This is a genomic window from Paraburkholderia polaris, from assembly GCF_012927345.1.
Lineage (GTDB): Bacteria > Pseudomonadota > Gammaproteobacteria > Burkholderiales > Burkholderiaceae > Paraburkholderia > Paraburkholderia polaris.
Map to the genome: position 1 here is coordinate 51852 of NZ_JABBGJ010000015.1, position 22869 is coordinate 74720.

Sequence of the window (22869 nt, forward strand, 5' to 3'; positions counted from 1 at the left end):
ATTGCTGCTTATTGCAAGGAACGCGCGGGCACGTCGGCAGAGAACCCGTCTAGAATGCCCGCTTGCATCGCATATCGAAGATAAAAATGCAGCGCTTGATCCGCACTGCCTGCTTGTGAGACTTCACTTCTAATGACAACAACTCGAGGCGCGCAGCCGTATGCTGCGCCGCACATACTTGCATCTGCATCTGCATCTGCATCTGCATCTGCATCTGCTCGCGCACTTGCACCCCATACCAAAGCGATCGCGCTACGGGCCGCGCAATGAACCAGTATGACCCAAAGCGCGGGATCGCGTTGTCGGTCGGTGCGGCCGCGATGTTTGCTTTACTGTCCGCTTACGTCAAGCTGCTTGCGCCGTTGAGCGGTCTCGACATTTTTGCGTGGCGTGTAGTGTGGACTGTCCCCGGCGCGCTGTTGCTGATCGTGCTGCGCAAACGCCTGCCCATTCTTCGGCAACTTGTTTACCGCATGGCGACGGAGCCGAAGCTCGGCGCGGCGATGGTTGTCAGCGCGGTGCTGCTTGGCGCGCAGCTGTGGGTGTTTCTATGGGCGCCGCTGCATGGCCGGATGCTTGAAGTCTCGCTCGGCTATTTTCTGCTGCCACTCGTGATGGTGCTGGTGGGGCGCTTCTACTATCACGAGAGTCTCGACGGTCTGCAGTGGCTCGCTGTCCTCTGCGCCGCTTTGGGCGTCGCGCATGAACTGTGGATCACAGGTGCCTTTTCGTGGCCCACCTTGCTCGTTGCACTCGGTTATCCGCCGTATTTCGTGCTGCGCCGCAAAATCAACCAGGATTCCCTGGCGATGTTCACGGTGGAAATGGCGCTGCTGCTGCCGGCGGCGATCGTGTTCGTTATCAGCGGCGGTTCGCTGGCGATGATCGGCGGCCGTATCGACATGTGGTGTCTGCTGTTACCAGGGCTCGGCGCGCTCAGCACGATTGCGCTCGCTTCGTATCTGAAGGCGAGCCGTTTGTTGCCGGTCGCATTGTTCGGCATCCTCGGCTATGTCGAGCCGGTGTTGCTTGTATTTGTCTCGATCACGTTGCTCGGCGAGACACTCAGCGCCGCACAGTTAGCCACGTATATTCCGATCTGGATTGCGGTTGCGCTGACGGCATTGCACAGTGTGCGGCTCGTTCGGTTTGCGCCACGATGAGCCGCATTGGTTGAGTGGCGGCGGGTGCTTGAGTTGGGACGGCGCGCAGCATTGAAGTTCGGCCGCTGAATCAGGGGCCGCGATTTCAGCGATGCGCTGCCGCGCGATCCGCGTTGATACGCGTCGCGCCGACCTGCGCCTCGATCGCTTCGCGCAGCGCCGGCCGCCAGCCAAAACCGAACAACGCTTCAGCGAGTACGAATAGCGGCCCGATCAGCAGACCGATCACATCGTCGACAAAGGCCGGCTTGCGATGTTCATATGCGACGTGGCCGATGAATTGAAACACCCAGCCGACCACAAATAGCCCGATGCCCGAGGCGAGCCAGGTGAACGTAGCTTGTGCGGCGAGCCACTGTCCGCATGCGACGCACAATACGGATACCACGGCCATCATCACACCGAGCGGTACGTCGAGCACAAGGTAATAGACGGTCGCCGCGGCGAACAATACCCACGCGGGCGATAAGGTAAGCGGCAACGCAAACTGCAGCGCAAACGGCAGCGCGCCGAAGCTGAACGCGGGCCGGCTCAGCAACACCGCCAGCGCCAGCACGATCATCGGAATACCGATGAAATGCGTGGCGATATTGCGCCGGTCACGATGGTAGGCCGCGTATTGCGTAAGCTGTTGCGTCAGCGTTCTCATGGATGCCGCTCCTCAATCAAAGTCAGCATAATCGCGGGCAGCGGAATTTGAAACCATCGGGTAGCCGACAATCGGGCACGGATGCCGTCCTATGACTGCGAGTTTTTCATCGAATGAGCTTGCCACGCTGCTTGAGCGCGGCGCGTGGTTTCGCTCGGCGCCTGCTGCCATGCGGGCGCAGTTGATCCAGGCGGGGCGTGTCGAGCGCCTGGCGGCCGGTGAACGGCTCTTCACGCGCGGCGATTCCGACGACGGCCTCTATTGCGTGCTCGACGGTCTGGTGCGAATCGGCGCGGCTAGTTCGGCCGGCAAGGAAGCGTTGCTGGCGGTCATCGAGCCAGTCAATTGGTTCGGCGAGATCGCGTTGTTCGATAACCGCCCGCGAACCCATGATGCGTACGCCGAACGCGATTCCGAGCTGTTTCATGTGCCGCGCGCCGCGCTCGCCGCGTTGCTCGAACGCGCGCCCGAGTATTGGCATGTGTTCGGTTTGCTATTGACGCAAAAACTGCGCCTCGCTTTCGACGCCATTGAAGAAGCCGCCTTGCTTCCAGCCGCTCAGCGCGTGGCGCGCCGCTTGTTATTGATGGCAGGCGGTTACGGCGAACCCGGCGCATTGCGGCGTGTTCTCAAAGTGCCGCAGGAGGACCTCGCGATGATGCTGGCTTTGTCGCGGCAGACGATCAATCAGGTGCTCAAGCAGTTCGAAATGCAGGGCGCGTTGAAGCTGGGCTATGCGGAAATCGAAATCGCCGATGTGCGAAAGCTGAGCGCGCTAGCCGATCTGAATCCGGCGGCGGATTGATCGAGCTGAGTCGCGTTGAGATCACGCGCGACAACGTATCTTTATAAGCATTTTACGGCGCACCCCTATTTCTTTGGCGATTCGCTACACCAAGCCCGGTAAGGTCGATGCACCCCCGGTCAGGAAGCGAACCTATGCATGGAAACAGCGCTCTGGATGGTGTGCAAACACAACGAGACCTTCGCCCGAGAGTCGGCCTGAAGGTCATGCTCGCGGCGATCGTCTTCTCGCTTGCCGCTGCATCGCAGGCCGCCGACGCGCAGTCGGCGTTGGCAGTTCCAACTGCCGCGAGCGACGCAACGCCTGACGCCGGCTTGCCTGCACTCAGCGATATCACCGCCATGCTGCGCGCGCAGTTTCGCGTTGCGCCATTGGAATCCATGAAGATCGCCCGCGCGGTGTTGATTGAAGCCGACCGTCACGCCATCTCGCCGGTATTGCTGCTCGCCGTGATGTCGGTCGAGTCGAGTTTCGATCGCTACGCGGTCAGCATCGCAGGCGCTCGCGGGCTCATGCAGATCTTGCCCGCTGCGCATCCGCAATTGATTGCGGGCACAACTGACTTGTCCGATCCGGCGATCAACGTGCGGATCGGCTCGACTATTTTGCGCGGCTACCTCGATGAGAGTGGCGGCGATCTCGACGCCGCACTGCTTCGCTACAGTGGCGGCGGCCGCGGTTACGCGCGGCGTGTCGTGCTGCGGATGCAGCGCCTGGACGCAAGTTTGCGCCGCGAATGATGAACTGATTCGCGGCGCATTCTTCCTCGGACCTTCTTGTTCTTGCTCTAGCTCTAGCTCTTTAGCTCATCGCTCCGGCAAACTCGGCGCGCAGGTCTTGCAGCCTGTCGCGCGCGGTACTCAGACGCTCGACGAGTTGTGCCGACGCGCGCGTGATCGGCATACGCGTTTCATCGGTCATTGAATGATCGAATGCCAGCATTGCCTTGATCGCGGACGGGTTAGGCGCGGCGAACAGCAAACGCAACACGGGCAGCAAGCTGGCGAACAGGTTGCGCGCGTCCATGTCGCGATTGGCCCGGATCAATTCCTGCACTGCGATCAGAAGATCCGCGCAAACATGTGCGCTTGCCAGAATGCCACCTGTGCCGCCGTTGTTCAGACAGTCGTCCAATGCTTCATCGGTACCGCACAGCACGTTGATCGGCAGGCCGCGCAGCTTACTGAAGTGTTCCTTCACGCATTCCTTGATCGCAACGATGTTGCCGTACTCGACCAGGCGCGCAACCGTATCCGGCGCGATCGTCACGCCGGTCCGATGTGGCACGTCATACAAAACGATCGGGCGCTCGGTGGCGAGTGCGGCCTGTTCGAAATGCCATTGCACACCGGCCTGATCCGGACATACGTACGACGGTGGAGACACCAGGTAACCCGCACAGTCCCAGCGCTCATAGCATTGAATATCGTGCAGGACGTCGCGCGTATTGGACCCGCCGACGCCGATCAGCATCGGCAGTCCGGATCCGATCACATCGGTCAGCGCCTGCAACACGGTGAGGCGCTCGGATTCCTGTAACAAAGCGGCTTCGCCCGTCGTGCTCAAGGCGACAAAACCGCTGATCTCCGTGTGCAGGTAGTAGTCCGCGAGGCGTTGCAACGCGTCGACGTCGACTTCGCCATTACGCAACGGAGTAGCGATGGGCAACCAGATACCTGAAAACATGATTAGCGCACCTTTGCGACGGCATGACGGCGCTTCAGTGGTCCGATCAGTGCTGTGGGGAGTGTCGAGATCAGCGTATGCAAGGTGAAATCGAGGTCGTCGAGCGCAATGTCGAGTTGTACGCGGATTTCTTCGCGCAAGGCTTCCGTGCTGACCACATACACGCCGAGCGGAGAATGAAGCAGGGTGCGGAGCTGGGTGCCGGGAAGATCGTGCGACGGGTGGGGCAGGGTTACCTGCAAGCGGGCGCGAGCCGCGGGGAAGGGAATGACATTGTTGCGTTGGAGCGGCGGCGCGCTGAGCGGCTGCGTTTCGAAGCTGTCGATTGATTGCGTGAGAGCCATTTGATGCGGCGTTCGTTGACGCCATGGTTGATCAAGACAGTTCGAGATTAGACTTCTGCAGGTAAACGCAGTGCAAAAATTGAGGTGTCCGCTGAAAAAATCATGCGGGTTCGACGAGTCGCTCGAATTGGACCAGGCGCCGTGCTGGCAAATAAACTTTGCGTGAGCTTCAACCAGGCGTCATGTGACGCGCCCATAAAAAAAAGGCGAGTCGTGAGACTCGCCCTCCCTGAACGGCACAGTTCGGCTTCGATTAACTACGCATGCCTGGCCGGTGCGTGCCGAAAACCGATCACGTGTTATTGCGTCTTCGTCGTGTCGGTCTTTGCGCCGTCGGCTTTTGCCGGGGCATTGCTGGCCTCTTTCGCGCTCTCCGGCTTTGTCTTGCTTGCGCTTGTGTCGACGGTGGTCTTCTTGGCGACTTTATGGGTCTTCGCTGTGTGGCTGGCGGAAATCTTTTTCACATGCGCTTTCGTAGCGGCTTTGGCCGGCGCTTTCGTCGTCGCCGTGCCATTGTCGGCGGCGCCGGTTTGCACCGCGGTGCTCGCCTTCAGATTCGCTTGACCGGCGGCTTGCGTTTGCGCGGGTTGCGCGGCCGACGGCGCTGCGGTTTGTGCGAACGCGGTCGACACGACCAGAGCGGAAGCGAGAGCAGCGAAAAGCGTCTTCATGATGTAACTCCTGGTTTAACCGGTTGTTTTTCGTGTCGCGGCTGAAATGTTTCAGCGCTGCCGGTTTAACGCTGGCCGGAAGACAGCAGTTGACGGTGCTCTGGTGACAAAACGTAACGGCGGATACATATCGGGATCCTGAATCATCCAGGAATGTTTCCGTGGATGAGCTGCATCAGGCCTGGTTTGATATGAGGCGCGCCTGTCGAGCGACAGGCGCAACGAAGAGAACCCACATCCGCGCGCTTTAGCGATTCCTGACCGCGCTATTGAAACGGATTCTGCACGACGCCCGGTTTCGCATCCGGCTCATCCTTTACCTTCGCCGGCAAATTGGTCTGCGCCTGCAGCGCGGCCACCACCGCATCGATCGCTTCCTTCAAGGCCAGCGCCGCCTTCAGCCCGCGCTGGTCTTGAGTCAGCTCCAGTGTTCCGTTCAGCACCACGCGCGTGGTGCCGTTGCTGACGGTGAGTGCATCGCCCTCGATGTTGAGCACGTCGTCATCGTTCGAATAGGGTTTAAACACCTTTCAGTCCTCCCGGTCGCTGATCTTTGAGATTCTCCGGAATACCCGGAAAACGGATGCCCGAGGCCGCCTCGAGTTCGTGAATCGTCCTGATGTCGTAACGGTTGGTCGAGACGTTGTCCACGATCACCGCGAACGCCATTTGCCGGGACGGCACGTAGACCACCTTGAACAATTGCGTCGGCACGAAGACGCGCGTCGGTCCGATGGTCTGCAATTGCTGGCCGCTGAAAATCGGCCCGGTGACCACATAGGTATCGTCGTACGACATCGCGATCCTACGCACCGACGTTTCGATACGTGCCCACAAGCGCTGATTGTTCTCGCGGTTCTGCGGCACGACGTTGGCCAGCGAAAACGATTGTGCCATCGCTTCCTGATTCCAGCGATTGCCCGCCGGGCTCATATGCCCGCGATCGAAGCCACTGCGCTTATAGTCCGCGAGCGTTGCGCCTTCACCGTCGGGCAAACGCGCGTCTTCGAAGAATTTGTTGGTGCGCACCATGTCTTTGGCGGCTTCGATATGGTCGCGCGTCAGATGCTCGGCGGACCACAGTGGACCATGCGTGATACCCGAATGCAGCACCGCGAAATCGCTATAGCAAAGCATGCGCGTTTTCGGCGCCATCTTCTGATTGGTCAGAACCGGCCATTGCGCATTCGGGGTGAACTGGGTGCAGGAAGGCGCCGCGCTCGCGTGAGCGGCAACGGCGAACAATAGACAGGCAAGCCACTTCTTCATGTGTCAGTCAATTGAAGGATTGGGGGGCGCAAGTATAGCGTCGCGAGCCTGTATCGAGCGACGTGGAACGCGGGAAAACACAGGGAAGGAAGCGGCTTTTGCGCTGCACCCGCGATGATGAAAATGCTGTGAGCGGAAGAAGCGGAAGAAGCGGAAGAAGCGGAAGAAGCGGAAGAAGCGGAAGAAGCGGAAGAAGCGGGAGAAGCGGGAGAAGCGCCCGGCGCACAGCAAAAAGCGCCACACGAAAAAAACGGGCCGCTTTGCAGCGACCCTAAATGCGTGGAGTTCTGACTCTACGCACGCAAACTTAAGAACGACTTAAGCGGGCGATGCGGAGTGCGGAGTGCGGAATGAGTTGAAGGTTGAACCGGCACACGAATCCGCCCGTGCACGGGCGGCGCGGTCTGCGTGTGTAAAAACTTCGACCGGCGAAAAAGCGCCAGAACTTAATTGCCGAAAACGCTGTGTTCGGCGTGCACGTTCTGGCGGTCGACAGCTTGTAAGCGCCAGAAGCCGCTGGTCGGTGCGCGCGTGGGCAGGGCTGTCCACGCTGCGGCACCTTGCGCCGCGCTCACGCGTTGCTTGCGATCGACATGCAATCCACGCAGCGTGCACAACGGCGCATCTGTGCTCGGCGCACAGAGCGTGGTCACGCCATCGTCGTCGCGTAACTCGCCCCACGGGGGCAGATCGATCCCTTGATGCGCTTCCCTCGACCACCGGTGTTCATCGGTGTCGAGCCATAACACAGCGTAATCGTGGCTGACGGTGGGATCGGAACCGTTGATGAGGATGGTCAGGCGCATGGCAGTTCCGTACAAATTGCGAAGTAGTGCTTTAACAGTCTATGCTGCAACGCGTGTTATGCAAGGCAAAAGGTACGACGATCAGGCACGAAAAAACTTACGCGCGGTGCATACGGCTGTAGGATAGCCGCGTCATAAAGACATTCGCGGAGGCACGCCATGCTGCGTCGATTTCTGGAACTGACGATGGTGGCGGCATGTCTGGGTGCGGTATCGACCCTCAGTGCCGCGGCGGACAGCGCTCCCTTCGCAGCGCCAGCGCCGATCGTCTATGTGTCCGACTTCGAACTCGACGTGGCCAACGTGACAGCTGACAGCGGACCGGGGCAACGTGTGCGCCGCCTGCGCGGACTGCTGCCGAGCGGCCCAGGCCCGATGGGCAAGGACAAGAATCCGGCAGACCACGCCAAGGACATCGTGAACGAGATGGCGGACGCGCTGACTGCGGATCTGAAACAAGGCGGCGTCGACGCGCGCCGCACTGCGCCCGGTCAGCCATTACCCGCAGCGGGTTGGCAAGTGCGCGGCGTGTTTCTGAGTGTCGACGACGGCAATCGGCTCAGGCGCGCGATGGTCGGTTTTGGTGCGGGTCAGAACGATATTCAAGTGGCCGTGTCGTGCGACAGCTTGGGGACGGCAGATTTGCCGCCGCTCTATCAGGCCGTCGAAGAGGCCGACAGCAAGGGTAAGCCAGGCGCGGTGATCAAGCTCAATCCATACGTGATCGCGGCCAAGTTCGTGATGGCGAGCGGCGATGAGAAGAAGACGATCAAGAAGACCGCGCAAGAAATCTCGGATTCGGTGATTGCAAAGCTGCACGGGGTGGCGCAGTGACTGACGCGCTGCTGCCCACCCCGCGAGATAGGTAAAAGCGGCTTAGGCCAGATCCAGCGTACCCGTCAAATCCCCAAGCGGCGCCAAGCCATTCTGCGCAAAAGCCCGATCTCGTGCGACAACCCCATCGAGCGGCGCCAGCCCATGCACGCGGCTAATCAGGCGAAGAATCGAATTGGTGTCATACACCGTATGGTCGACATAGCCCTTCTTCGCCAATGGCGAAATCACCAACGCGGGAATCCGCGACCCCGGCCCCCAGCGGTCGCCCTTCGGCGGTGAGACCGGATCCCACCAGCCGCCGTTTTCGTCGTGCGTGACGACGATCACGGTGTGGGCCCATTGCGGGCTGCGCTGAATATGTTCGATAACGTTCGTGATGTGCCGGTCGCCCGATGCGACGTCCGCATACCCCGCGTGCATGTTCAGATCGCCTTGCGGCTTGTAGAACGTGACCGCCGGCAAACGCCCCGCATCGATATCGGCAATCAGTCGATTGGTTGAGGCGTCGTCGCCGAGACCCGCGTCGCGCAGATACTTACGCCGCGCGGCCGTGCCTGGCGCGTAATTAGTGAAGTAGTTGAACGGCTGATGGTGGTACTGGAAGTCAGGCACGGCGCCCGTGTCCTGATGCTCCAACGCGTATTGCCACGCACCGCTGTACCACGCCCAGTCGACGCCTTTGTCCGTCAGACGGTCGCCGATCGTCGCGTAGTTTTGCGGCGGCAGCACGCGTGGATTCGACGCGTCGGCGAAGGCCGGATTGCCGCCTTCGGCTGGACGCACATTGCTCGGCTGGTAGGGCGGCGCCATCGTGTTGACGGCGTAGCCGTCGGCGGTAAACGCACCGTCGTTGACGAATTTCGGCGGACCGTCGAGCGCGGACGCCGGCGAGTCGGCCGCCTGCTTTAGCCGCGCGCCGGTCAGATCGTCGCCTTCGACGACCGAGACCATCTTCTTCGCCGGACTGTTTTGAATGTCGGGATAGAACGGCGCCTGCGCCGAGATCAGAAAAATGTGGTTCAGCCACGAACCGCCGAACGCCGCCATGAAGAAGTTGTCGCACAGCGTGTATTGCTGCGCGAGATTCCACAGACGCAGCGTGTCGGCGGAATTGCGGTAGTGCCCCATCACCAGGCCGCCGGAGTCGCCCCATGCGGCGAACCGATTGTTGCGCCCGGCGTTGATCTGCATCTGGTTCTGATAGAAGCGATGCACCAGATCGCGCGTGATCACCCCGTTCGGCAAAGGCGCGCCTTGTGCATCGGTGATATGGAAGGGCCCGTTGCGCAGGTTGCTGATGTCCTTCTGGCCGATCATGTAGCGCTTGCCGTCCACCTCCTGGGCTTGCGGCACGAGGCCGCCCCAGATTGCCGGCAGGCGCGGCAGCGGCGTCTTGCCGTCGCGGTCGAGTTGCAGATAACGCTCGGCGCTCACCGCGTCGAGTGGATGCTGGACGCCGGGAAAGTTGCCGTACAGGTTCGCGAAGCTGCGGTTTTCGGCGTAGATCACCACGATCTGCTTGACCTGGTCACGTAGTGCAGCGTCGAGCCGCAAGTCTGCGGCACTGCGCGGCGCCGTGTCGCTCGCGGTACTGAGCTCGGTCTTGCAACCGGTCAATGCGAGTCCGATGCCGACCGCCGCAAGCCCGGTCAGGACACGGCGGCGATCGGGATCGTCGGGAGCGTCGTTGGGGTTCGGCGGCAGGGTGGAGTCGTTGTCTGTCATCGGTAGGTTTTGTGGTTAGCGTGACGGGCGCATAACAGCCAGATAGATCCAGATAGCTGCCGCTCGGGGCGGCGTGCGCGCGGCACCGGGTTCAGATACGAGGTGGCCGGAAGGCTCCGGCACAGCTAAGGTAATCGTCGCTTCACGCGCCAGCTGTTGTGCGTCGAATCGACGGCAAGCAGAAGCCAATGCTTGGCGTCCACTGGATGACGCCTCTGGGTAGCGTAACCGTCGACGGTCAATTCGAGTTCGTCGAAAGTCCGCCGATGGCAGGTGGCATGCGCGCCGGAGCCGTCCGCGAATTCGACTATAGCCGTGGCCGCGCGGGTCGGCTCGGGCAGGTGCGCGATATGCACTGCGCAGCCCGGATAAAGATGTGAGTCGGCAACTTGGATCTGGACGGAATCGGACATGAGCGTGGTCTCCGGACGCCTGGCGGGAACCAGGGCGCGGCAGTGAGGCCTCGCGCGATGGACCGCACCAAAGCATAGCACCGCGCGAAACGAAAATGACCGCCGTGTGCTTCGCGCTATCATGTTGATCTGTACCCGATGAACAGCAGAGACAACGGCAAAGACGGCAGCCAAGATGGCAAAAGAAGAGCAGACAGGAGCGGGACGCAAGCACGCGAGGCCACGCGGTGCGACGGCCCCGGCTTCACAGGACGATGCGGCGTTGTCCCACGCGGACGGCGCCGATACGACCGATTCCCCCGATGAAGAGAGCACCGGCGGATCGACTTATCTCGTGCCGGGGCTGGAGCGCGGCCTGCGCATCCTCGCCGAATTCAGCGCGCGCGAGCCGATTCTGGGCGCGCCCGAATTGTCGAAGCGCATCGGCATTCCGCGCACCACCACATTTCGTCTACTGCAAACGCTCGAAGCTTTAGGCTTTCTCGAACGCGTAAACGGCGACCGCTATTTCCGCTTGAGCGTCGCGGTGTTGCGGCTCGGTTTCGAATACTTGAGTTCACTCGAACTCACCGACGTCGGCACGCCGATTCTCGAACGTTTGCGCGACGCGACCGGCCTCAGCACGCATCTGCTGATCCGCGACCAGCGCGACGTAGTGTTCGTCGCCAAAGCGCAAACCCATGAGCCGATGTTCAGTTCGGTGAAGGTGCATGTCGGGACGCGTCTGCCCGCGCATGCAACCGTTCATGGCCAGGTGCTGATGGGCGATTTGAGTTTCGAAGAATTACGTCAGTTGTACCCCGAGCCGCAACTCGAACGTTTCACCGAACGCACGCCGGCGACTGTCGAAGAGCTATATGGAAGAGTGCGCGAAAGCGCGGCGCTCGGCTATGCGTTGAGCGAAGCGTCTTTCGAAAGAGGGATTTCGGTAGTGAGCGCGCCGGTGCGCGACCAAAGCGGCAAGATTGCAGCCGCGTTGACCGTCACCATTCCGCGTTCCGATATCGGTGAAGCGGAGGAACGCGAGCCGCTCATCATCGCGGTTTGCCAGGCGGCGCTCGAATTGTCCGAGCGGCTCAGCTATCGTCCGCGGCCGGATGATCCGACTGCGGCTCAAGCGCGTCGCAGACCGGTTGCGGCGAACTGATTCGGCTTCTGTTTTTGCTTATATAAAGCGACCCGGGTGCGTAAGCAGCCGGGTCGTTTGCTTTACAGCGCCGACATCGATATCAACACCGACATGGCTGCCGTCAGAACGAGTGGTGGATACCCGTCAGGAAAATCGTCTGGTTCCGGCCGCTCGATACACCCGCCGTAAAGAACGCGGCGTCCGTATTCGAGCCCGCGCGCTCATACAGCGCATTCACATACAACTGCGTCGACTTCGACAGCGCATAGATATCGCCGATCTCAAACTGCGTCCAGCGATGGCCGGCCATTGTAGTGGTCGCGGCACCGCCGGCAACGCTGTTGAATGGCGTGAATTGGTAGTTCGCGCCCACGTCGTAGCTCTGATACGTGTCCGAATGGCCGGACGATTCCAGCTTCACACGCGTGTACAAGCCATGTACCAGCAGCTTGCCGAACTGGTATGACGCGCCCGCGCCCATGTTCTCGACCTTGTCCGCCGTGTAGTTCGCCGCGGCGACACCCTGGAAGGTGGTGATGCCCGTCGTCACGATCGACGGCGTACGGTCGTGCTCGTTCGCATAGGTCGCGCCGGCCTTGAATGGACCGTTCGCATAGCTAAGCGCAAAGCTCAGTGTCTTGCCGGTCGAGAAGTTGGTCGTGTTACCGAGACCCATCATCGCGCCGACCGAGAAGCCGTTGAAACTCGCCGAACGGAACTTCACCGAATTGTCGAACGGCACCACGCCCGTGTCGGCGAGTTCGTCGATGTTGCCTGGATGGAACGCGTACCAGCTCGCGGCTTGATAACCCGTGCTAAACGGACCCAGCACGTCGAAGCTGAATGGCGTCTGATGGCCGAGTGTCACGGTGCCGATCTGGTCCGAACTCAAGCCCACGAACGCCTGACGATTGAACAGCGTGCCCGCTTTGGCGAATGCCCCCGTGGTCGTATAGAAGCCGTTTTCCAACTGGAAAACCGTCTTCAGACCGCCGCCCAAATCCTCGACGCCCTTCAGGCCCCAGCGGTCCGGCTGCATGTTGCCTTGTTCTTCGATCCACTTCGAACTGCCACCCGCATTGCTGATATACGCGACACCGGCATCCAGGCTGCCGTATAGCGTCACACTGCTCTGTGCCCATGCGCCAGTCGTTGCGCAGATTGCCGTCAAGCCGGCCGCCGCAATGATGTGCTTCACCGTTGGTTCTCCTGATCACACGACGGATAGCTCGCGCCGATTTCGTCGTCCCTGATCCTTGCTTTGGGTTGAATGCAGCTTCGGGTTTATGCGCCAAAACTGCTACGCTTTATGTTCCACCTATGGGCGTTTGTATCGCCTATGGAAAAGTATAGTGACTCTAGAGGCGGTCAAAATAAATTTTCGGACCCCGTACAAACCCGTATGAAGGCGTCGACATTTGTCTGAAAATTACCGGTAAACCCAAGCCCAGAAAGGCTCTTGAGCAAACGCGGCCATTCATCTCACTTCACGCAAAGCTGTGTTGTGAACGCCACAGTCGGTGTTTTCCCCTACCAGCCCAGATTTTTATTTTCTCTAGCCAAGGTCACTCCTATAATTATCCATACACGAACTGATGTTCCTTGTATGGAACATAAGGCTTCAGGAGAAGGCGAGAAATGACTGAACAATGGCGCTGCGCCGGCCATGCCGGCGACCTGTCCGAAGACGCGCCGCTCGAGTTCAAACTCGACGGCACCGAAATCGGCATCTACAAGGTGGGCGATGCGCTGTACGCGCTGGAAAACGTCTGCCCCCATGCGTACGCGCTGCTGACGCAGGGCTTTGTCGACGGCGACACCGTCGAATGCCCGCTGCACGAAGCCGTGTTCCATATCCCGACCGGCAAATGCTTGAAAGAGCCCGGTGGCCGCGACCTGAAGATGTACTCGGTACGTCTCGCCGGCGAAGAAATCCAGATCAAGGTGGAATGACATGCGAGAGCAAACCGTGAACTTCAATCCCTTCCTGAAGCCGTGGCTCGCGCCGCAGCCGAACAACGTCGCCGGCAAGGGTGTGATCGAAAAACCGGGCGAGACCGAAAACTTCATCTGGCAAACGCGTAAAGCGGAGCCGACCCAGTACGAAAACGACTTCGGCGATGCGCTTGAAAAGGTTTTCGAAGCCGGCGCGAATGAGTTGCAGGAAGTCGTCGACGGGTTGAATCGTGTGGGCTTCCGCACTCCGGAAGGCAACACGTGGGACGCCGACCGTCTCGCCGCCGAATTCCGCCTGCTCGCCGAATAAGCGCGCTTTCCCGAACACGTCTCATCGCTTTCGTATCCGGAGTCTCTTTATGACGTCCCCCAATACAACGACACAAGCCGCGGCCGACCCGATCCAGTCGTATCTGAACAAAGGCCTGCGTAATTACTGGTATCCCGTTGCACCGAGCTGGCAAGTCGGCGACGCGCCGGTCGGCATCACGCGCCTCGGCGACCAGATCGTGCTGTGGCGCGACAAGGAAGGCAAAGTCCGCGCGCTCGAAGACCGCTGCCCGCACCGCGGCGCGCGTCTGTCGCTCGGCTGGAATCTCGGCGGCAGCGTGGCGTGCTGGTATCACGGTATTGAAATCGACGGCGGCGGCACGGTCACGAAAGTCCCGGCTGTCTCGAACTGCCCGCTGGAAGGCCAGAAGTGCGTGAAGTCGTATCCGGTCGAAGAGCATGCCGGCGCGATCTTCCTGTGGTTCGGCGACGATGCCCATAAAGAACCCACGCCGCTCGTGCTGCCGGAAGAACTGGTCGGCGACGAGTACGCGAACTTCCTGTGCATGTCGCACTGGAAGTGCAATTACCAGTACGCGATCGACAACGTGATGGACCCGATGCACGGTGCGTATCTGCACGCGACGTCGCATTCGATGGCCGAAGGCGACAAGCAGGCCGACATGCGCGTGCGCAAGACCGAAACCGGTCTGATGTTCGAAAAGGTCGGCCAGCGTGACGTGAACTTCGACTGGGTCGAACTCGGCGAAACCGGCACGCTGTGGATGCGCCTCGCGATTCCGTACAAGAAGAAGTTCGGCCCGGGCGGCAACTTCGGGATCATCGGTTTTGCTACGCCGGTCGATGAAGACAACTGCCAGGTTTACTTCTGGCGTACGCGCAAGGTGTCGGGCTGGCAGCGTGACGCATGGCGCTTCATGTATCGCAACCGTCTGGAAGCGCTGCATTGGGCCGTGCTGGAACAGGACCGCTATGTTCTGGAAAGCATGGCGCCGAACGCACGCGAGCACGAATTTCTCTATCAGCACGACGTCGGCATGACGCGTGTGCGGCGCATGTTCCGTCAGCGCGCGCAGCAGCATTTCGCTGAACTGGATGCCTATCACGCTCAAGCCGCTCAAGCCGGCGCAGTTCAAACCGAAGCAGCGGGCCACAGCCATGCATAACGAAGCGCCACCGGCATTGTCAGCACTCAAAGGCCGGCGCGTCCTTGTGACGGGCGGCGCGCGTGGTCTCGGCGCGGCGTTTGTTCGCTCGCTGGTGCAAGCCGGCGCGCAAGTGGTGTTCGGCGACGTGCTGCATGACGAAGGCCGAGCGCTCGCTGCGTCGCTGGTCGAGCAAGGCCATGAGGTGACGTATCTGCCGCTTGATCTCGCTGATCCCGCCAGCATCAAGCAATTCGCCGATCAGGCCGCGGCACAACTCGGCGGTCTGGACGCGCTGATCAACAACGCGGCGATCACCAACTCGGGCGGCAAGTTCGCTGACGAGTTGTCGGTCGACACGTGGGACGCCGTGATGAACGTCAACGTGCGCGGCACGTGGCTGATGAGCACCGCCGCATTGCCGTATTTGCGCGACTCGGGCCGCGGCAGCATCGTCAACATCGCCTCGGATACGGCGATGTGGGGCGCACCGAAGCTGCTCGCGTATGTCGCGAGCAAGGGCGCCGTGATCTCGATGACCCGCTCGCTGGCGCGCGAATTCGGTGCACATCAAGTGACGGTCAACGCGATCGCGCCGGGCCTCACCGAAGTCGAGGCCACCGCCTACGTGCCCGCCGAGCGCCACCAGTATTACCTGCAAGGCCGCGCGCTGACGCGCGCACAAGTGCCCGACGACGTCACCGGGCCCGTGCTGTTCCTGTTGTCAGACGCCGCGCGCTTCGTGACCGGCCAGTTGCTGCCGGTCAACGGCGGCTTCGTGATGAATTGATCTTGTCGAATCGTAAGGAGAAAGAGATGGCGGACGCCGATATCGAACGCAAATCGTGGGACCAACCCGCGGACGCGAGCTTTGCACAATGGTTGGACAGCCGCGTCGCGCGCCTGGAAACGCGTCGTTATGACTGGGATGCGCTGAAGTTCCAGGCCGACTACGACCCGAAATATCGCCGCGCGCAAATGCGCTATGTCGGCACGGGCGGCACGGGCGTCGCGAAGGACGTGAACACGGTGCCCGCAGGCGGCTTCACGTTTTCGACGATGGTGATCCCGGCCGGCAACATCGGCCCGAGCCATATTCATATGGACGTCGAAGAAATTTTCTTCGTGCTGCGCGGCAAGATGAAAGTGATCTGCGAGAAAGACGGCGAAACGTGGGCAGCCGTGCTCGGCGAACGCGATCTGATTTCGGTGCCGCCGGGCGTCTATCGCACGGAAGTGAACATCGGCGAAGAAGACGCGTTGATGTGCGTGATGCTCGGCGCAGCCAAGCCGATCACGCCGACCTACCCGCCGGATTCGCCTTTGGCCGCGCTCAAGCGCTAAGCCTTTAACTACCAGCGCAGTCTCACGAAAACCCGCGAAGGAAATCATGTCCGCAGTCCCGTCCGCTACCGTCGATCAAAACGCTACGCTCGAAGCGCGCCTTGCACGCTTTCCCGCGCAGCAGATCTGGCTGTCATCGCAACGCGCGGTGAGCTATCGCGACGTGGATAGCGCCGAAAGCGAAGCGCTGCCTTTGGTGCTGCTGCACGGTATCGGTTCGGGCGCGGCTTCGTGGGTGCAGCAGTTTGAAGTGCTGGGGGAAACGTGCCGTGTGCTGGCGTGGGATGCGCCGGGGTATGGCGCATCAACACCCGTAGAAGCCGATTCGCCCGCTGCAAGTGATTACGCAACCGTATTGACGGAATGGCTCGACGCGCTCGGCATTGAACGCTGCGTGCTGCTCGGTCATTCGCTCGGCGCGATCATCGCGGGCGCGTTTGCTGTGACGAATCCGCAGCGCGTGGCCGGCTTGCTGTTGTTGTCGCCTGCTGGCGGTTACGGCGCGGCATCGGCGGAAGTTCGCGAAACGAAACGCGATCAACGTCTTGCCATGCTGAAAGAGTTGGGCCCGCAAGGTCTCGCTGAGAAACGCAGCACCAATATGTTGTCCGCTCACGCGAACGACGAAGCGCGCGCATGGGTGCGCTGGAACATGTCACGCGTGATCCCGCACGGCTATGCGCAAGCGACGCATCTGCTCGCCAATGCCGATCTCGCCAGCGATCTCGCGCGCTACAAAGGCCGCATCAACGTCGCGGTCGGCGCAGACGACACCATTACGCCCCCCGAAGCCTGCGAGCGACTCGCACTGGCTGCCGGCACCCAATTGCAAGTCGTGCCACGCGCGGGGCATGCCGGTTATATCGAAGCACCTGCCGCGTACACCGCGATCATCGACACGTTCTGCCGCGCGAGCGACGGACAACGGAGCCAATGAATGACGCCCGACACGATTAACGCCGAGCGCGACGCGGACGACGACCGCAACGACACCAGCAGCGATATCAGCTATCGCGTGCCGGGTCTGGAGCGCGGTCTGAAGATTCTGACGGAGTTCTCGCCGCGCGAGCCCGTTCTCGGCGCACCGGAATTATCGAAGCGCCTGAAGATTCCCCGCACGACGGTGTTCCGTCTGCTGCAAACACTCGAATCGCTCGGCTTTCTCGAGCGCGCCGATAAGGACCGCAACTATCGCCTCGGCGTCGCGGTGCTGCGGCTCGGTTTCGAATACCTGAGCTCGCTCGAATTGACCGACCTCGGTTTGCCCATTATCGAAGTATTGCGCAACGACACCGGCTTGACGAGCCATATCGTGATTCGTGATGGACGTGATGTTGTATTCGTTGCCAAGGCGCAAAGCCACGCGCCGATTTTCAGCTCGGTGAAGGTGAACGTCGGTACCCGTCTGCCGGCTTACGCGACGACGCACGGTCAGGTGCTGATGGGCGACATGACGCTCGAGGACTTGAAAAAGCTCTATCCCGAGCCGGAGCTCGAACGCTTCACGAAGCAGACGCCTGCCTCTATCGACGACCTGTACGAACGGATTCGCGACGACGCCAAGCGCGGCTACGCGATCAGCGAGTCGTCATTCGAACGCGGCATTTCGGTGGTGAGCGCGCCGGTGCGCAACGACACGGGCCGCATCGTCGCCGTGATCACGACGACGATTCCGCGCCACGAGATCGACGCCTCGTTGCTCGATAGCGGCCTGATCGACAAGGTCCGCCGCGCGGCTGACGAACTGTCGCAGCGGCTCAACTATCGGCCGAAGGGTAGCCCGAACGCGGGCGCGAAATACTTTAAGGCACTGGGGCTCAAATGATTCAAATCGACTTGACCGGGCAGGTAGCGGTGGTGACGGGCGGTTCGTCCGGCATCGGCCTTGCGACTGCCGAACTGTTTCTGCGCGCAGGCGCCTCGGTCGCGATCTGCGGACGCGACAGCGAACGTCTCGCGCAAGCCGAGGCCTCGCTGAAGGCGCAGTTTCCCGGCGCGCCATTACTCGCGCAAACCTGCGACGTGCTCGACGCCGACGAAGTGAACGCATTCGCGCAAGCGGTGCAAACACGCTTTGGCCGCGCCGACATGCTGGTGAACAACGCCGGCCAGGGTCGCGTGTCGACGTTCGCCGACACCACCGACGACGCCTGGCGCGAAGAACTCGACCTGAAGTACTTCAGCGTGATCCGCCCGACCCGCGCGTTCCTGCCGATGCTGCGCGACGCATCAAACCCGGCAGTGGTCTGCGTGAACTCGCTGCTCGCCCTGCAACCCGAGCCGCACATGGTGGCGACGTCGTCGGCACGTGCCGGTGTGCTGAGCCTCATCAAATCGCTTGCGGTGGAACTTGCACCGCAACGCATTCGCGTGAATTCGATTCTGATCGGCATCGTCGAATCGGGTCAATGGCGCCGCCGTTACGCGAAAGAAGCGCAGCCGGGCCAGAGCTGGGAAGACTGGACCGCCGAACTGGCGCGCAAGAAAAACATTCCGCTAGGCCGCTTCGGCAAACCCGAAGAAGCCGCACAAGCGCTCTTTTACCTGGCTACGACGCTGTCGTCCTATACGACGGGCAGTCACATCGATGTTTCTGGAGGCGTTGCACGACATGTCTAACAAAACCACCGTTGGCGAACTGATCGCCGCTTTTCTCGAGCAATGCGGCGTTCAAACCGCATTTGGCGTGATCTCGATCCACAACATGCCGATCCTTGACGCGATCCACAACCGCGGCAAGATTCGCTACGTCGGCGCACGTGGCGAAGCGGGCGCGGTGAACATGGCTGATGGCCTGGCGCGTGTCTCCGGCGGCCTTGGTGTGGCATTCACCAGCACGGGCACGGCGGCTGGTAATGCAGCCGGCGCAATGGTTGAAGCACTGACGGCCGGCACCGCCGTGCTGCACGTCACCGGCCAGATCGAAACCGAATACCTGGATCAGGACCTCGCGTATATCCACGAAGCGCCGGATCAACTGTCGATGCTGTCGTCGATCTCGAAGGCCGCGTTCCGCGTGCGCTCGGTCGAAACCGCACTGCCGACGATCCGTGAAGCCGTACGTGTCGCGCAAACCGCGCCGAGCGGCCCGGTCAGCGTCGAAATTCCGATCGACATTCAAGCGGCAGAAGTGGAATGGCCCGCCGATCTGGCTGCACCGCACGTCACGACGCTCACGCATTGCAGCAAGCGTGTCGCGCAACTCGCGGATCAACTGGCGAATGCGAAGCGTCCGCTGTTGTGGCTCGGCGGCGGCACGCGTCATGCACGTGCTGCGGTTGAACGTCTCGTCGCGTTGGGCTTCGGTGTCGTGACCAGCGTGCAAGGCCGTGGCGTGCTGCCGGAAGATCATCCGGCGACGCTGGGCGCGTTCAACGTGCATGCCGCTGTCGAAAGTTTCTATAAGACTTGCGATGCACTGGTGGTGGTCGGTTCGCGTCTGCGTGGCAATGAAACGTTGAAGTACAAGCTGGCGTTGCCGCAACCGCTGTATCGCATCGACGCTGACGCGCTCGCCGACAACCGCGGCTATCGCAACGACATGTTCATTCACGGCGATGCATCGTCGGTGCTCGAAGAACTCGCGACGCTGCTCGAAGGCCGCCTGAAGGTGGATCCTAAGTTCGCACTAGATCTGGCCGCTGCGCGCGAAAGCGCCGTCGCCGATGTGGGCAAGGGCCTCGGCCCGTACAAGCGCCTCGTCGACGCGCTGCAACAGGCCGTGGGCCGCGACTACAACTGGGTACGCGACGTCACGATCTCCAACAGCACGTGGGGTAACCGCATGCTGAAGATTTTCTCGCCGCGTGCGGGCGTTCATGCACTCGGTGGCGGTATCGGCCAGGGCATGCAAATGGGTATTGGCGCTGCACTTGCTGGCAATGCAGCAAAGACCGTGTGTCTGGTCGGCGACGGCGGCCTGATGGTGAACGTCGGCGAACTCGCGACCGCCGTGCAGGAAAACGCCAACGTGATGATCGTGCTGATGAACGACCAGTGCTACGGCGTGATCCGCAACATTCAGGACGCGCAATACGGCGGCCGCCGCTGCTACGTCGATCTGCATCAGCCGGATTTCGCGCAGTTCTGCGAGAGCCTGAAGCTGACGCATTACCGCATCAAGTCTCTCGACCAGGCCGAGGAGATCATCCGCGAAGGCATGGCGAAGACGGGCCCCGTGCTGGTCGAAGTGGACATGCTGTCGGTCGGCTCGTTCGCCACCGCGTTCGCAGGCCCGCCGGTCAAGGAAAAGGAGCCGGAACATGCATGAGGCCGGCTACGCGGGGCATCACGCACCCGTCGACGTCGCGATGATCGGCTTCGGCGCGATCGGCCAGGCGGTGTATCGCTCGGTCGAGTCGGATCCGACGGTGCGCGTGTCGCACGTAATCGTGCCGGAACGCCATATGGCGTCGGTGCGTGAAGTGGTGGGCGCGTCGGTCGATGTGGTGGCGTCGGTGTCCGCGTTGAGCAGCCAGCCGCATTTCGCGCTGGAATGCGCGGGGCACAGCGCCCTGGTCGATCACGTGGTGCCGTTGCTGAAAGCCGGTACGGATTGCGCGGTGGCGTCGATCGGCGCGCTGTCCGACATGATGCTGCTCGATGCGCTTTCCGCTGCGGCCGATGAAGGCGACGCAACGTTGACGCTGTTGTCGGGCGCAATTGGCGGCGTGGATGCGTTGTCCGCGGCCAAACTCGGCGGTCTCGACGAAGTGCTGTACACGGGCCGCAAGCCGCCTACGGGTTGGCTCGGCACGCCCGCGGAACAGGTGTGCGATCTGCATGCGTTGACCGAAGAGCGCGTGATTTTCGAAGGCAGCGCGCGCGAAGCAGCACGGCTGTATCCGAAGAACGCCAACGTCGCCGCGACGATCGCGCTTGCTGGTCTCGGTCTCGACCAGACCATGGTGCGCCTGATCGCCGACCCGAAGATGACGCGCAACGTGCACCGCATTGTGGCGCGCGGCGCATTCGGCGAGATGTCGCTGGAAATGTGCGGCAAGCCGCTGCCGGACAACCCCAAGACGTCTGCATTGACCGCGTTCAGCGCGATTCGTGCGCTACGCAATCGCGCGGCACGTTGCGTGATTTAAGACATTAGCTCATTAGCTGAAGCAAACCGGAACGACCGACATGACTCACTTCGATACCAGCCTCGTGCCCACCGGCGATATTTTCATCGGCGGCGAATGGCGGCAAGGGCGTGGCAACCCGTACAAAAGCCTGTATCCGGCGGACCAGTCGGTCAACATGGAAATCTCGACGGCGAATGCCGAGGACGCCCGCGAAGCCGTGGAAGCCGCGGATATCGCATGGCGCCGCGCGGATTGGTCGGGACTGAAGCCGCATCAACGTGCACTGATTCTGTATCGCATCGCCGATCTGATCATGGCGCGTCACGAAGCGCTCGCGCAATTGCAACGCCGCGACAACGGCAAGCCGATCAACGAAACGCGCGTATTGGTGGCGAGCGCTGCCAACACGTTCCGCTATTTTGCGGCGTGCCTCGAAACACTCGACGAAGAAGTGACGCCCTCGCGCGGCGACTATCTGACGATGAGCATTTACGAACCGATCGGCGTGATCGCGGCGATTACGCCGTGGAATTCGCCGATTGCTTCGGACGCACAGAAGCTCGCGCCGGCACTGGCAGGTGGCAACGCCGTGGTGCTGAAGCCGGCTGAGGTCACGCCGCTCGTCTCTTTGGCGCTGGCTCGTATCTGCGAAGAAGCCGGTGTGCCGAAGGGTGTTATCAGCGTAGTGCCGGGCAAGGGCTCCGTAATCGGCGACGTGCTGGTGCGCCATCCGTTGGTCAAGAAAGTGTCGTTCACGGGCGGCACCGAAGTCGGCCGCGGTATCGCGCGTATCGCAGCGGACAAGCTGATGCCAGTCTCGCTCGAACTCGGCGGCAAATCGCCGACCATCGTGTTCGACGACGCTGATCTCGACCACGCAGTCAACGGCGTGCTGTACGGCATCTTCAGTTCGTCGGGCGAAGCGTGCATCGCGGGCTCGCGTCTGTTCGTGCAGCGCTCGATTTACGACGCGTTCATGAAGCGTCTCGCGGAGGGCGCACGCAAGCTGCGCGTCGGCGATCCGTCGCGCGCTGAGACGCAGATGGGGCCGCTGATTACCGCGGCGCATCGCGAAACAGTCGAACGTTACGTCGCATTGGGTCTGGAAGAGGGCGGCCGCCTGCTGTGCGGCGGCGAGCGTCCGGTTGGCGATGGCCGCGAACAGGGCACCTACTTCCAGCCGACCATTCTCGAAGGCCTCACGAACGACGCCCGCATCTGCCAGGAAGAAATCTTCGGCCCGGTGCTGGTCGCGATGCCGTTCGACGACGAAGCTTCGCTGCTGGAAGAAGCCAACAACAGTGTGTTCGGCCTCGCCGCCGGCATCTGGACGCGCGATTACAAACGCGCTTACCGGATCGCCCGCGCGCTTGAAACCGGCACCGTGTGGATCAACACCTACAAGCTGTTCTCGATCTCGACGCCTTTCAGCGGCTGGAAAGAGAGCGGCATGGGACGTGAGAAAGGCCGTCTCGGCATCCGCGAATACATGCAGCAGAAGAGCCTCTACTGGGGCTTGAACGACGCGCCGCTGGCGTGGGCGAACTAATACGCAAGAGGC

26 protein-coding genes are annotated in these 22869 nt (G+C 61.4%); 16 read left to right on the top strand and 10 right to left on the bottom strand.

Going from position 1 to position 22869, the window contains the following annotated elements; all coding sequences use genetic code 11:
• Window positions 1–266: 266 nt before the first annotated feature.
• Complete coding sequence (gene rarD, locus HHL24_RS15435; protein WP_169486323.1) at window positions 267–1163, top strand: EamA family transporter RarD; 897 nt, start codon at window positions 267–269, stop codon at window positions 1161–1163.
• Between the two features lie 85 nt (window positions 1164–1248).
• Here rarD and HHL24_RS15440 read toward each other — a convergent pair whose 3' ends face one another.
• Complete coding sequence (locus tag HHL24_RS15440) at window positions 1249–1812, bottom strand: Mpo1 family 2-hydroxy fatty acid dioxygenase (protein WP_169486324.1); 564 nt, start codon at window positions 1810–1812, stop codon at window positions 1249–1251.
• A gap of 91 nt (window positions 1813–1903) precedes the next feature.
• On the opposite strand from HHL24_RS15440, the gene HHL24_RS15445 reads away from it, so the two are divergent.
• Window positions 1904–2617, top strand: a complete 714-nt coding sequence (locus tag HHL24_RS15445; RefSeq protein ID WP_169486325.1) for a Crp/Fnr family transcriptional regulator — start codon at window positions 1904–1906, stop codon at window positions 2615–2617.
• Window positions 2618–2751: 134 nt separating this feature from the next.
• Window positions 2752–3357 (top strand): lytic transglycosylase domain-containing protein, encoded by a 606-nt coding sequence (locus HHL24_RS15450; RefSeq protein WP_169486326.1) that lies wholly within the window; start codon window positions 2752–2754, stop codon window positions 3355–3357.
• A gap of 61 nt (window positions 3358–3418) precedes the next feature.
• Here HHL24_RS15450 and HHL24_RS15455 read toward each other — a convergent pair whose 3' ends face one another.
• The 6 genes from HHL24_RS15455 to HHL24_RS15480 form a co-directional block, all read right to left on the bottom strand.
• Window positions 3419–4303 (bottom strand): 4-hydroxy-tetrahydrodipicolinate synthase family protein, encoded by an 885-nt coding sequence (locus HHL24_RS15455; RefSeq protein ID WP_169486327.1) that lies wholly within the window; start codon window positions 4301–4303, stop codon window positions 3419–3421.
• A 2-nt stretch (window positions 4304–4305) separates the two neighbouring features.
• Window positions 4306–4647 carry a hypothetical protein gene (locus HHL24_RS15460; protein WP_169486328.1) on the bottom strand — a complete coding sequence of 114 codons (342 nt, stop codon included), beginning with the start codon at window positions 4645–4647 and terminating at the stop codon, window positions 4306–4308.
• 299 nt (window positions 4648–4946) lie between these two features.
• A complete protein-coding gene (locus HHL24_RS15465) occupies window positions 4947–5318 on the bottom strand; it encodes a hypothetical protein (protein ID WP_169486329.1) in 372 nt (123 codons plus the stop codon).
• A 266-nt stretch (window positions 5319–5584) separates the two neighbouring features.
• Window positions 5585–5845, bottom strand: a complete 261-nt coding sequence (locus tag HHL24_RS15470; protein ID WP_169486330.1) for a hypothetical protein — start codon at window positions 5843–5845, stop codon at window positions 5585–5587.
• A complete protein-coding gene (locus HHL24_RS15475; protein WP_169486331.1) occupies window positions 5838–6587 on the bottom strand; it encodes a DNA/RNA non-specific endonuclease in 750 nt (249 codons plus the stop codon). The genes HHL24_RS15470 and HHL24_RS15475 overlap by 8 nt, the downstream gene beginning before the upstream one ends.
• Window positions 6588–7033: 446 nt before the next feature.
• A complete protein-coding gene (locus HHL24_RS15480) occupies window positions 7034–7393 on the bottom strand; it encodes a DUF3564 domain-containing protein (RefSeq protein WP_169486332.1) in 360 nt (119 codons plus the stop codon).
• A gap of 159 nt (window positions 7394–7552) precedes the next feature.
• Here HHL24_RS15480 and HHL24_RS15485 point away from each other — a divergent pair, with 159 nt between their 5' ends.
• A complete protein-coding gene (locus HHL24_RS15485; RefSeq protein WP_169486333.1) occupies window positions 7553–8227 on the top strand; it encodes a DUF4410 domain-containing protein in 675 nt (224 codons plus the stop codon).
• Between the two features lie 42 nt (window positions 8228–8269).
• Here HHL24_RS15485 and HHL24_RS15490 read toward each other — a convergent pair whose 3' ends face one another.
• Together HHL24_RS15490 and HHL24_RS15495 are read right to left on the bottom strand one after the other, a co-directional pair.
• The gene (locus HHL24_RS15490; RefSeq protein WP_169486334.1) at window positions 8270–9955 is read right to left on the bottom strand and encodes an acid phosphatase; all 1686 of its coding nucleotides are present in this window, start codon (window positions 9953–9955) and stop codon (window positions 8270–8272) included.
• 125 nt (window positions 9956–10080) lie between these two features.
• Window positions 10081–10368 (bottom strand): hypothetical protein, encoded by a 288-nt coding sequence (locus HHL24_RS15495; RefSeq protein WP_169486335.1) that lies wholly within the window; start codon window positions 10366–10368, stop codon window positions 10081–10083.
• A gap of 175 nt (window positions 10369–10543) precedes the next feature.
• Between HHL24_RS15495 and HHL24_RS15500 the strand changes: the two genes are divergently transcribed.
• Window positions 10544–11515, top strand: a complete 972-nt coding sequence (locus tag HHL24_RS15500; protein WP_169486336.1) for an IclR family transcriptional regulator — start codon at window positions 10544–10546, stop codon at window positions 11513–11515.
• Between the two features lie 103 nt (window positions 11516–11618).
• Here HHL24_RS15500 and HHL24_RS15505 read toward each other — a convergent pair whose 3' ends face one another.
• On the bottom strand, window positions 11619–12695 hold the full coding sequence (locus tag HHL24_RS15505; protein ID WP_169486337.1) for a porin: 1077 nt from the start codon (window positions 12693–12695) through the stop codon (window positions 11619–11621).
• Between the two features lie 440 nt (window positions 12696–13135).
• On the opposite strand from HHL24_RS15505, the gene HHL24_RS15510 reads away from it, so the two are divergent.
• Genes HHL24_RS15510 through HHL24_RS15560 form a run of 11 tightly spaced genes read left to right on the top strand, consistent with a single transcriptional unit; the run spans window position 13136 to window position 22857 of the window.
• Complete coding sequence (locus tag HHL24_RS15510) at window positions 13136–13450, top strand: non-heme iron oxygenase ferredoxin subunit (protein ID WP_020068683.1); 315 nt, start codon at window positions 13136–13138, stop codon at window positions 13448–13450.
• 1 nt (window position 13451) lies between these two features.
• Complete coding sequence (locus HHL24_RS15515; protein WP_169486338.1) at window positions 13452–13763, top strand: recombinase-like helix-turn-helix domain-containing protein; 312 nt, start codon at window positions 13452–13454, stop codon at window positions 13761–13763.
• Window positions 13764–13812: 49 nt separating this feature from the next.
• Window positions 13813–14910, top strand: a complete 1098-nt coding sequence (locus HHL24_RS15520) for an aromatic ring-hydroxylating dioxygenase subunit alpha (RefSeq protein ID WP_169486339.1) — start codon at window positions 13813–13815, stop codon at window positions 14908–14910.
• The gene (locus HHL24_RS15525; protein WP_169486442.1) at window positions 14903–15679 is read left to right on the top strand and encodes an SDR family oxidoreductase; all 777 of its coding nucleotides are present in this window, start codon (window positions 14903–14905) and stop codon (window positions 15677–15679) included. The genes HHL24_RS15520 and HHL24_RS15525 overlap by 8 nt, the downstream gene beginning before the upstream one ends.
• A 26-nt stretch (window positions 15680–15705) precedes the next feature.
• Window positions 15706–16233, top strand: coding sequence for a cupin domain-containing protein (locus HHL24_RS15530; RefSeq protein WP_169486340.1), 528 nt, complete (start codon window positions 15706–15708; stop codon window positions 16231–16233).
• A 46-nt stretch (window positions 16234–16279) separates the two neighbouring features.
• Entirely contained in the window at window positions 16280–17170 is an 891-nt protein-coding gene (locus HHL24_RS15535) for an alpha/beta fold hydrolase (protein WP_169486341.1), read from the top strand.
• Window positions 17171–18058: an IclR family transcriptional regulator gene (locus tag HHL24_RS15540; RefSeq protein ID WP_169486342.1), complete on the top strand. Its 888-nt coding sequence runs from the start codon at window positions 17171–17173 to the stop codon at window positions 18056–18058.
• Complete coding sequence (locus tag HHL24_RS15545) at window positions 18055–18852, top strand: SDR family oxidoreductase (protein WP_169486343.1); 798 nt, start codon at window positions 18055–18057, stop codon at window positions 18850–18852. Before HHL24_RS15540 ends, HHL24_RS15545 begins: the two co-directional genes overlap by 4 nt.
• Window positions 18845–20503: a thiamine pyrophosphate-binding protein gene (locus HHL24_RS15550; RefSeq protein WP_169486344.1), complete on the top strand. Its 1659-nt coding sequence runs from the start codon at window positions 18845–18847 to the stop codon at window positions 20501–20503. The genes HHL24_RS15545 and HHL24_RS15550 overlap by 8 nt, the downstream gene beginning before the upstream one ends.
• Complete coding sequence (locus tag HHL24_RS15555; protein WP_169486345.1) at window positions 20496–21326, top strand: aspartate dehydrogenase; 831 nt, start codon at window positions 20496–20498, stop codon at window positions 21324–21326. The genes HHL24_RS15550 and HHL24_RS15555 overlap by 8 nt, the downstream gene beginning before the upstream one ends.
• A gap of 40 nt (window positions 21327–21366) precedes the next feature.
• A complete protein-coding gene (locus HHL24_RS15560) occupies window positions 21367–22857 on the top strand; it encodes an aldehyde dehydrogenase (protein ID WP_169486346.1) in 1491 nt (496 codons plus the stop codon).
• The last annotated feature ends 12 nt before the right edge of the window (window positions 22858–22869 follow it).

Coding starts and splice junctions, on each gene's coding strand:
- rarD (WP_169486323.1), top strand. CDS start 267: ATGAACCAGTATGACCCAAAGCGCGGGATCGCGTTGTCGGTCGGTGCG.
- HHL24_RS15440 (WP_169486324.1), bottom strand. CDS start 1,812: ATGAGAACGCTGACGCAACAGCTTACGCAATACGCGGCCTACCATCGT.
- HHL24_RS15445 (WP_169486325.1), top strand. CDS start 1,904: ATGACTGCGAGTTTTTCATCGAATGAGCTTGCCACGCTGCTTGAGCGC.
- HHL24_RS15450 (WP_169486326.1), top strand. CDS start 2,752: ATGCATGGAAACAGCGCTCTGGATGGTGTGCAAACACAACGAGACCTT.
- HHL24_RS15455 (WP_169486327.1), bottom strand. CDS start 4,303: ATGTTTTCAGGTATCTGGTTGCCCATCGCTACTCCGTTGCGTAATGGC.
- HHL24_RS15460 (WP_169486328.1), bottom strand. CDS start 4,647: ATGGCTCTCACGCAATCAATCGACAGCTTCGAAACGCAGCCGCTCAGC.
- HHL24_RS15465 (WP_169486329.1), bottom strand. CDS start 5,318: ATGAAGACGCTTTTCGCTGCTCTCGCTTCCGCTCTGGTCGTGTCGACC.
- HHL24_RS15475 (WP_169486331.1), bottom strand. CDS start 6,587: ATGAAGAAGTGGCTTGCCTGTCTATTGTTCGCCGTTGCCGCTCACGCG.
- HHL24_RS15480 (WP_169486332.1), bottom strand. CDS start 7,393: ATGCGCCTGACCATCCTCATCAACGGTTCCGATCCCACCGTCAGCCAC.
- HHL24_RS15485 (WP_169486333.1), top strand. CDS start 7,553: ATGCTGCGTCGATTTCTGGAACTGACGATGGTGGCGGCATGTCTGGGT.
- HHL24_RS15490 (WP_169486334.1), bottom strand. CDS start 9,955: ATGACAGACAACGACTCCACCCTGCCGCCGAACCCCAACGACGCTCCC.
- HHL24_RS15495 (WP_169486335.1), bottom strand. CDS start 10,368: ATGTCCGATTCCGTCCAGATCCAAGTTGCCGACTCACATCTTTATCCG.
- HHL24_RS15500 (WP_169486336.1), top strand. CDS start 10,544: ATGGCAAAAGAAGAGCAGACAGGAGCGGGACGCAAGCACGCGAGGCCA.
- HHL24_RS15510 (WP_020068683.1), top strand. CDS start 13,136: ATGACTGAACAATGGCGCTGCGCCGGCCATGCCGGCGACCTGTCCGAA.
- HHL24_RS15515 (WP_169486338.1), top strand. CDS start 13,452: ATGCGAGAGCAAACCGTGAACTTCAATCCCTTCCTGAAGCCGTGGCTC.
- HHL24_RS15520 (WP_169486339.1), top strand. CDS start 13,813: ATGACGTCCCCCAATACAACGACACAAGCCGCGGCCGACCCGATCCAG.
- HHL24_RS15525 (WP_169486442.1), top strand. CDS start 14,903: ATGCATAACGAAGCGCCACCGGCATTGTCAGCACTCAAAGGCCGGCGC.
- HHL24_RS15530 (WP_169486340.1), top strand. CDS start 15,706: ATGGCGGACGCCGATATCGAACGCAAATCGTGGGACCAACCCGCGGAC.
- HHL24_RS15535 (WP_169486341.1), top strand. CDS start 16,280: ATGTCCGCAGTCCCGTCCGCTACCGTCGATCAAAACGCTACGCTCGAA.
- HHL24_RS15540 (WP_169486342.1), top strand. CDS start 17,171: ATGACGCCCGACACGATTAACGCCGAGCGCGACGCGGACGACGACCGC.
- HHL24_RS15545 (WP_169486343.1), top strand. CDS start 18,055: ATGATTCAAATCGACTTGACCGGGCAGGTAGCGGTGGTGACGGGCGGT.
- HHL24_RS15550 (WP_169486344.1), top strand. CDS start 18,845: ATGTCTAACAAAACCACCGTTGGCGAACTGATCGCCGCTTTTCTCGAG.
- HHL24_RS15555 (WP_169486345.1), top strand. CDS start 20,496: ATGCATGAGGCCGGCTACGCGGGGCATCACGCACCCGTCGACGTCGCG.
- HHL24_RS15560 (WP_169486346.1), top strand. CDS start 21,367: ATGACTCACTTCGATACCAGCCTCGTGCCCACCGGCGATATTTTCATC.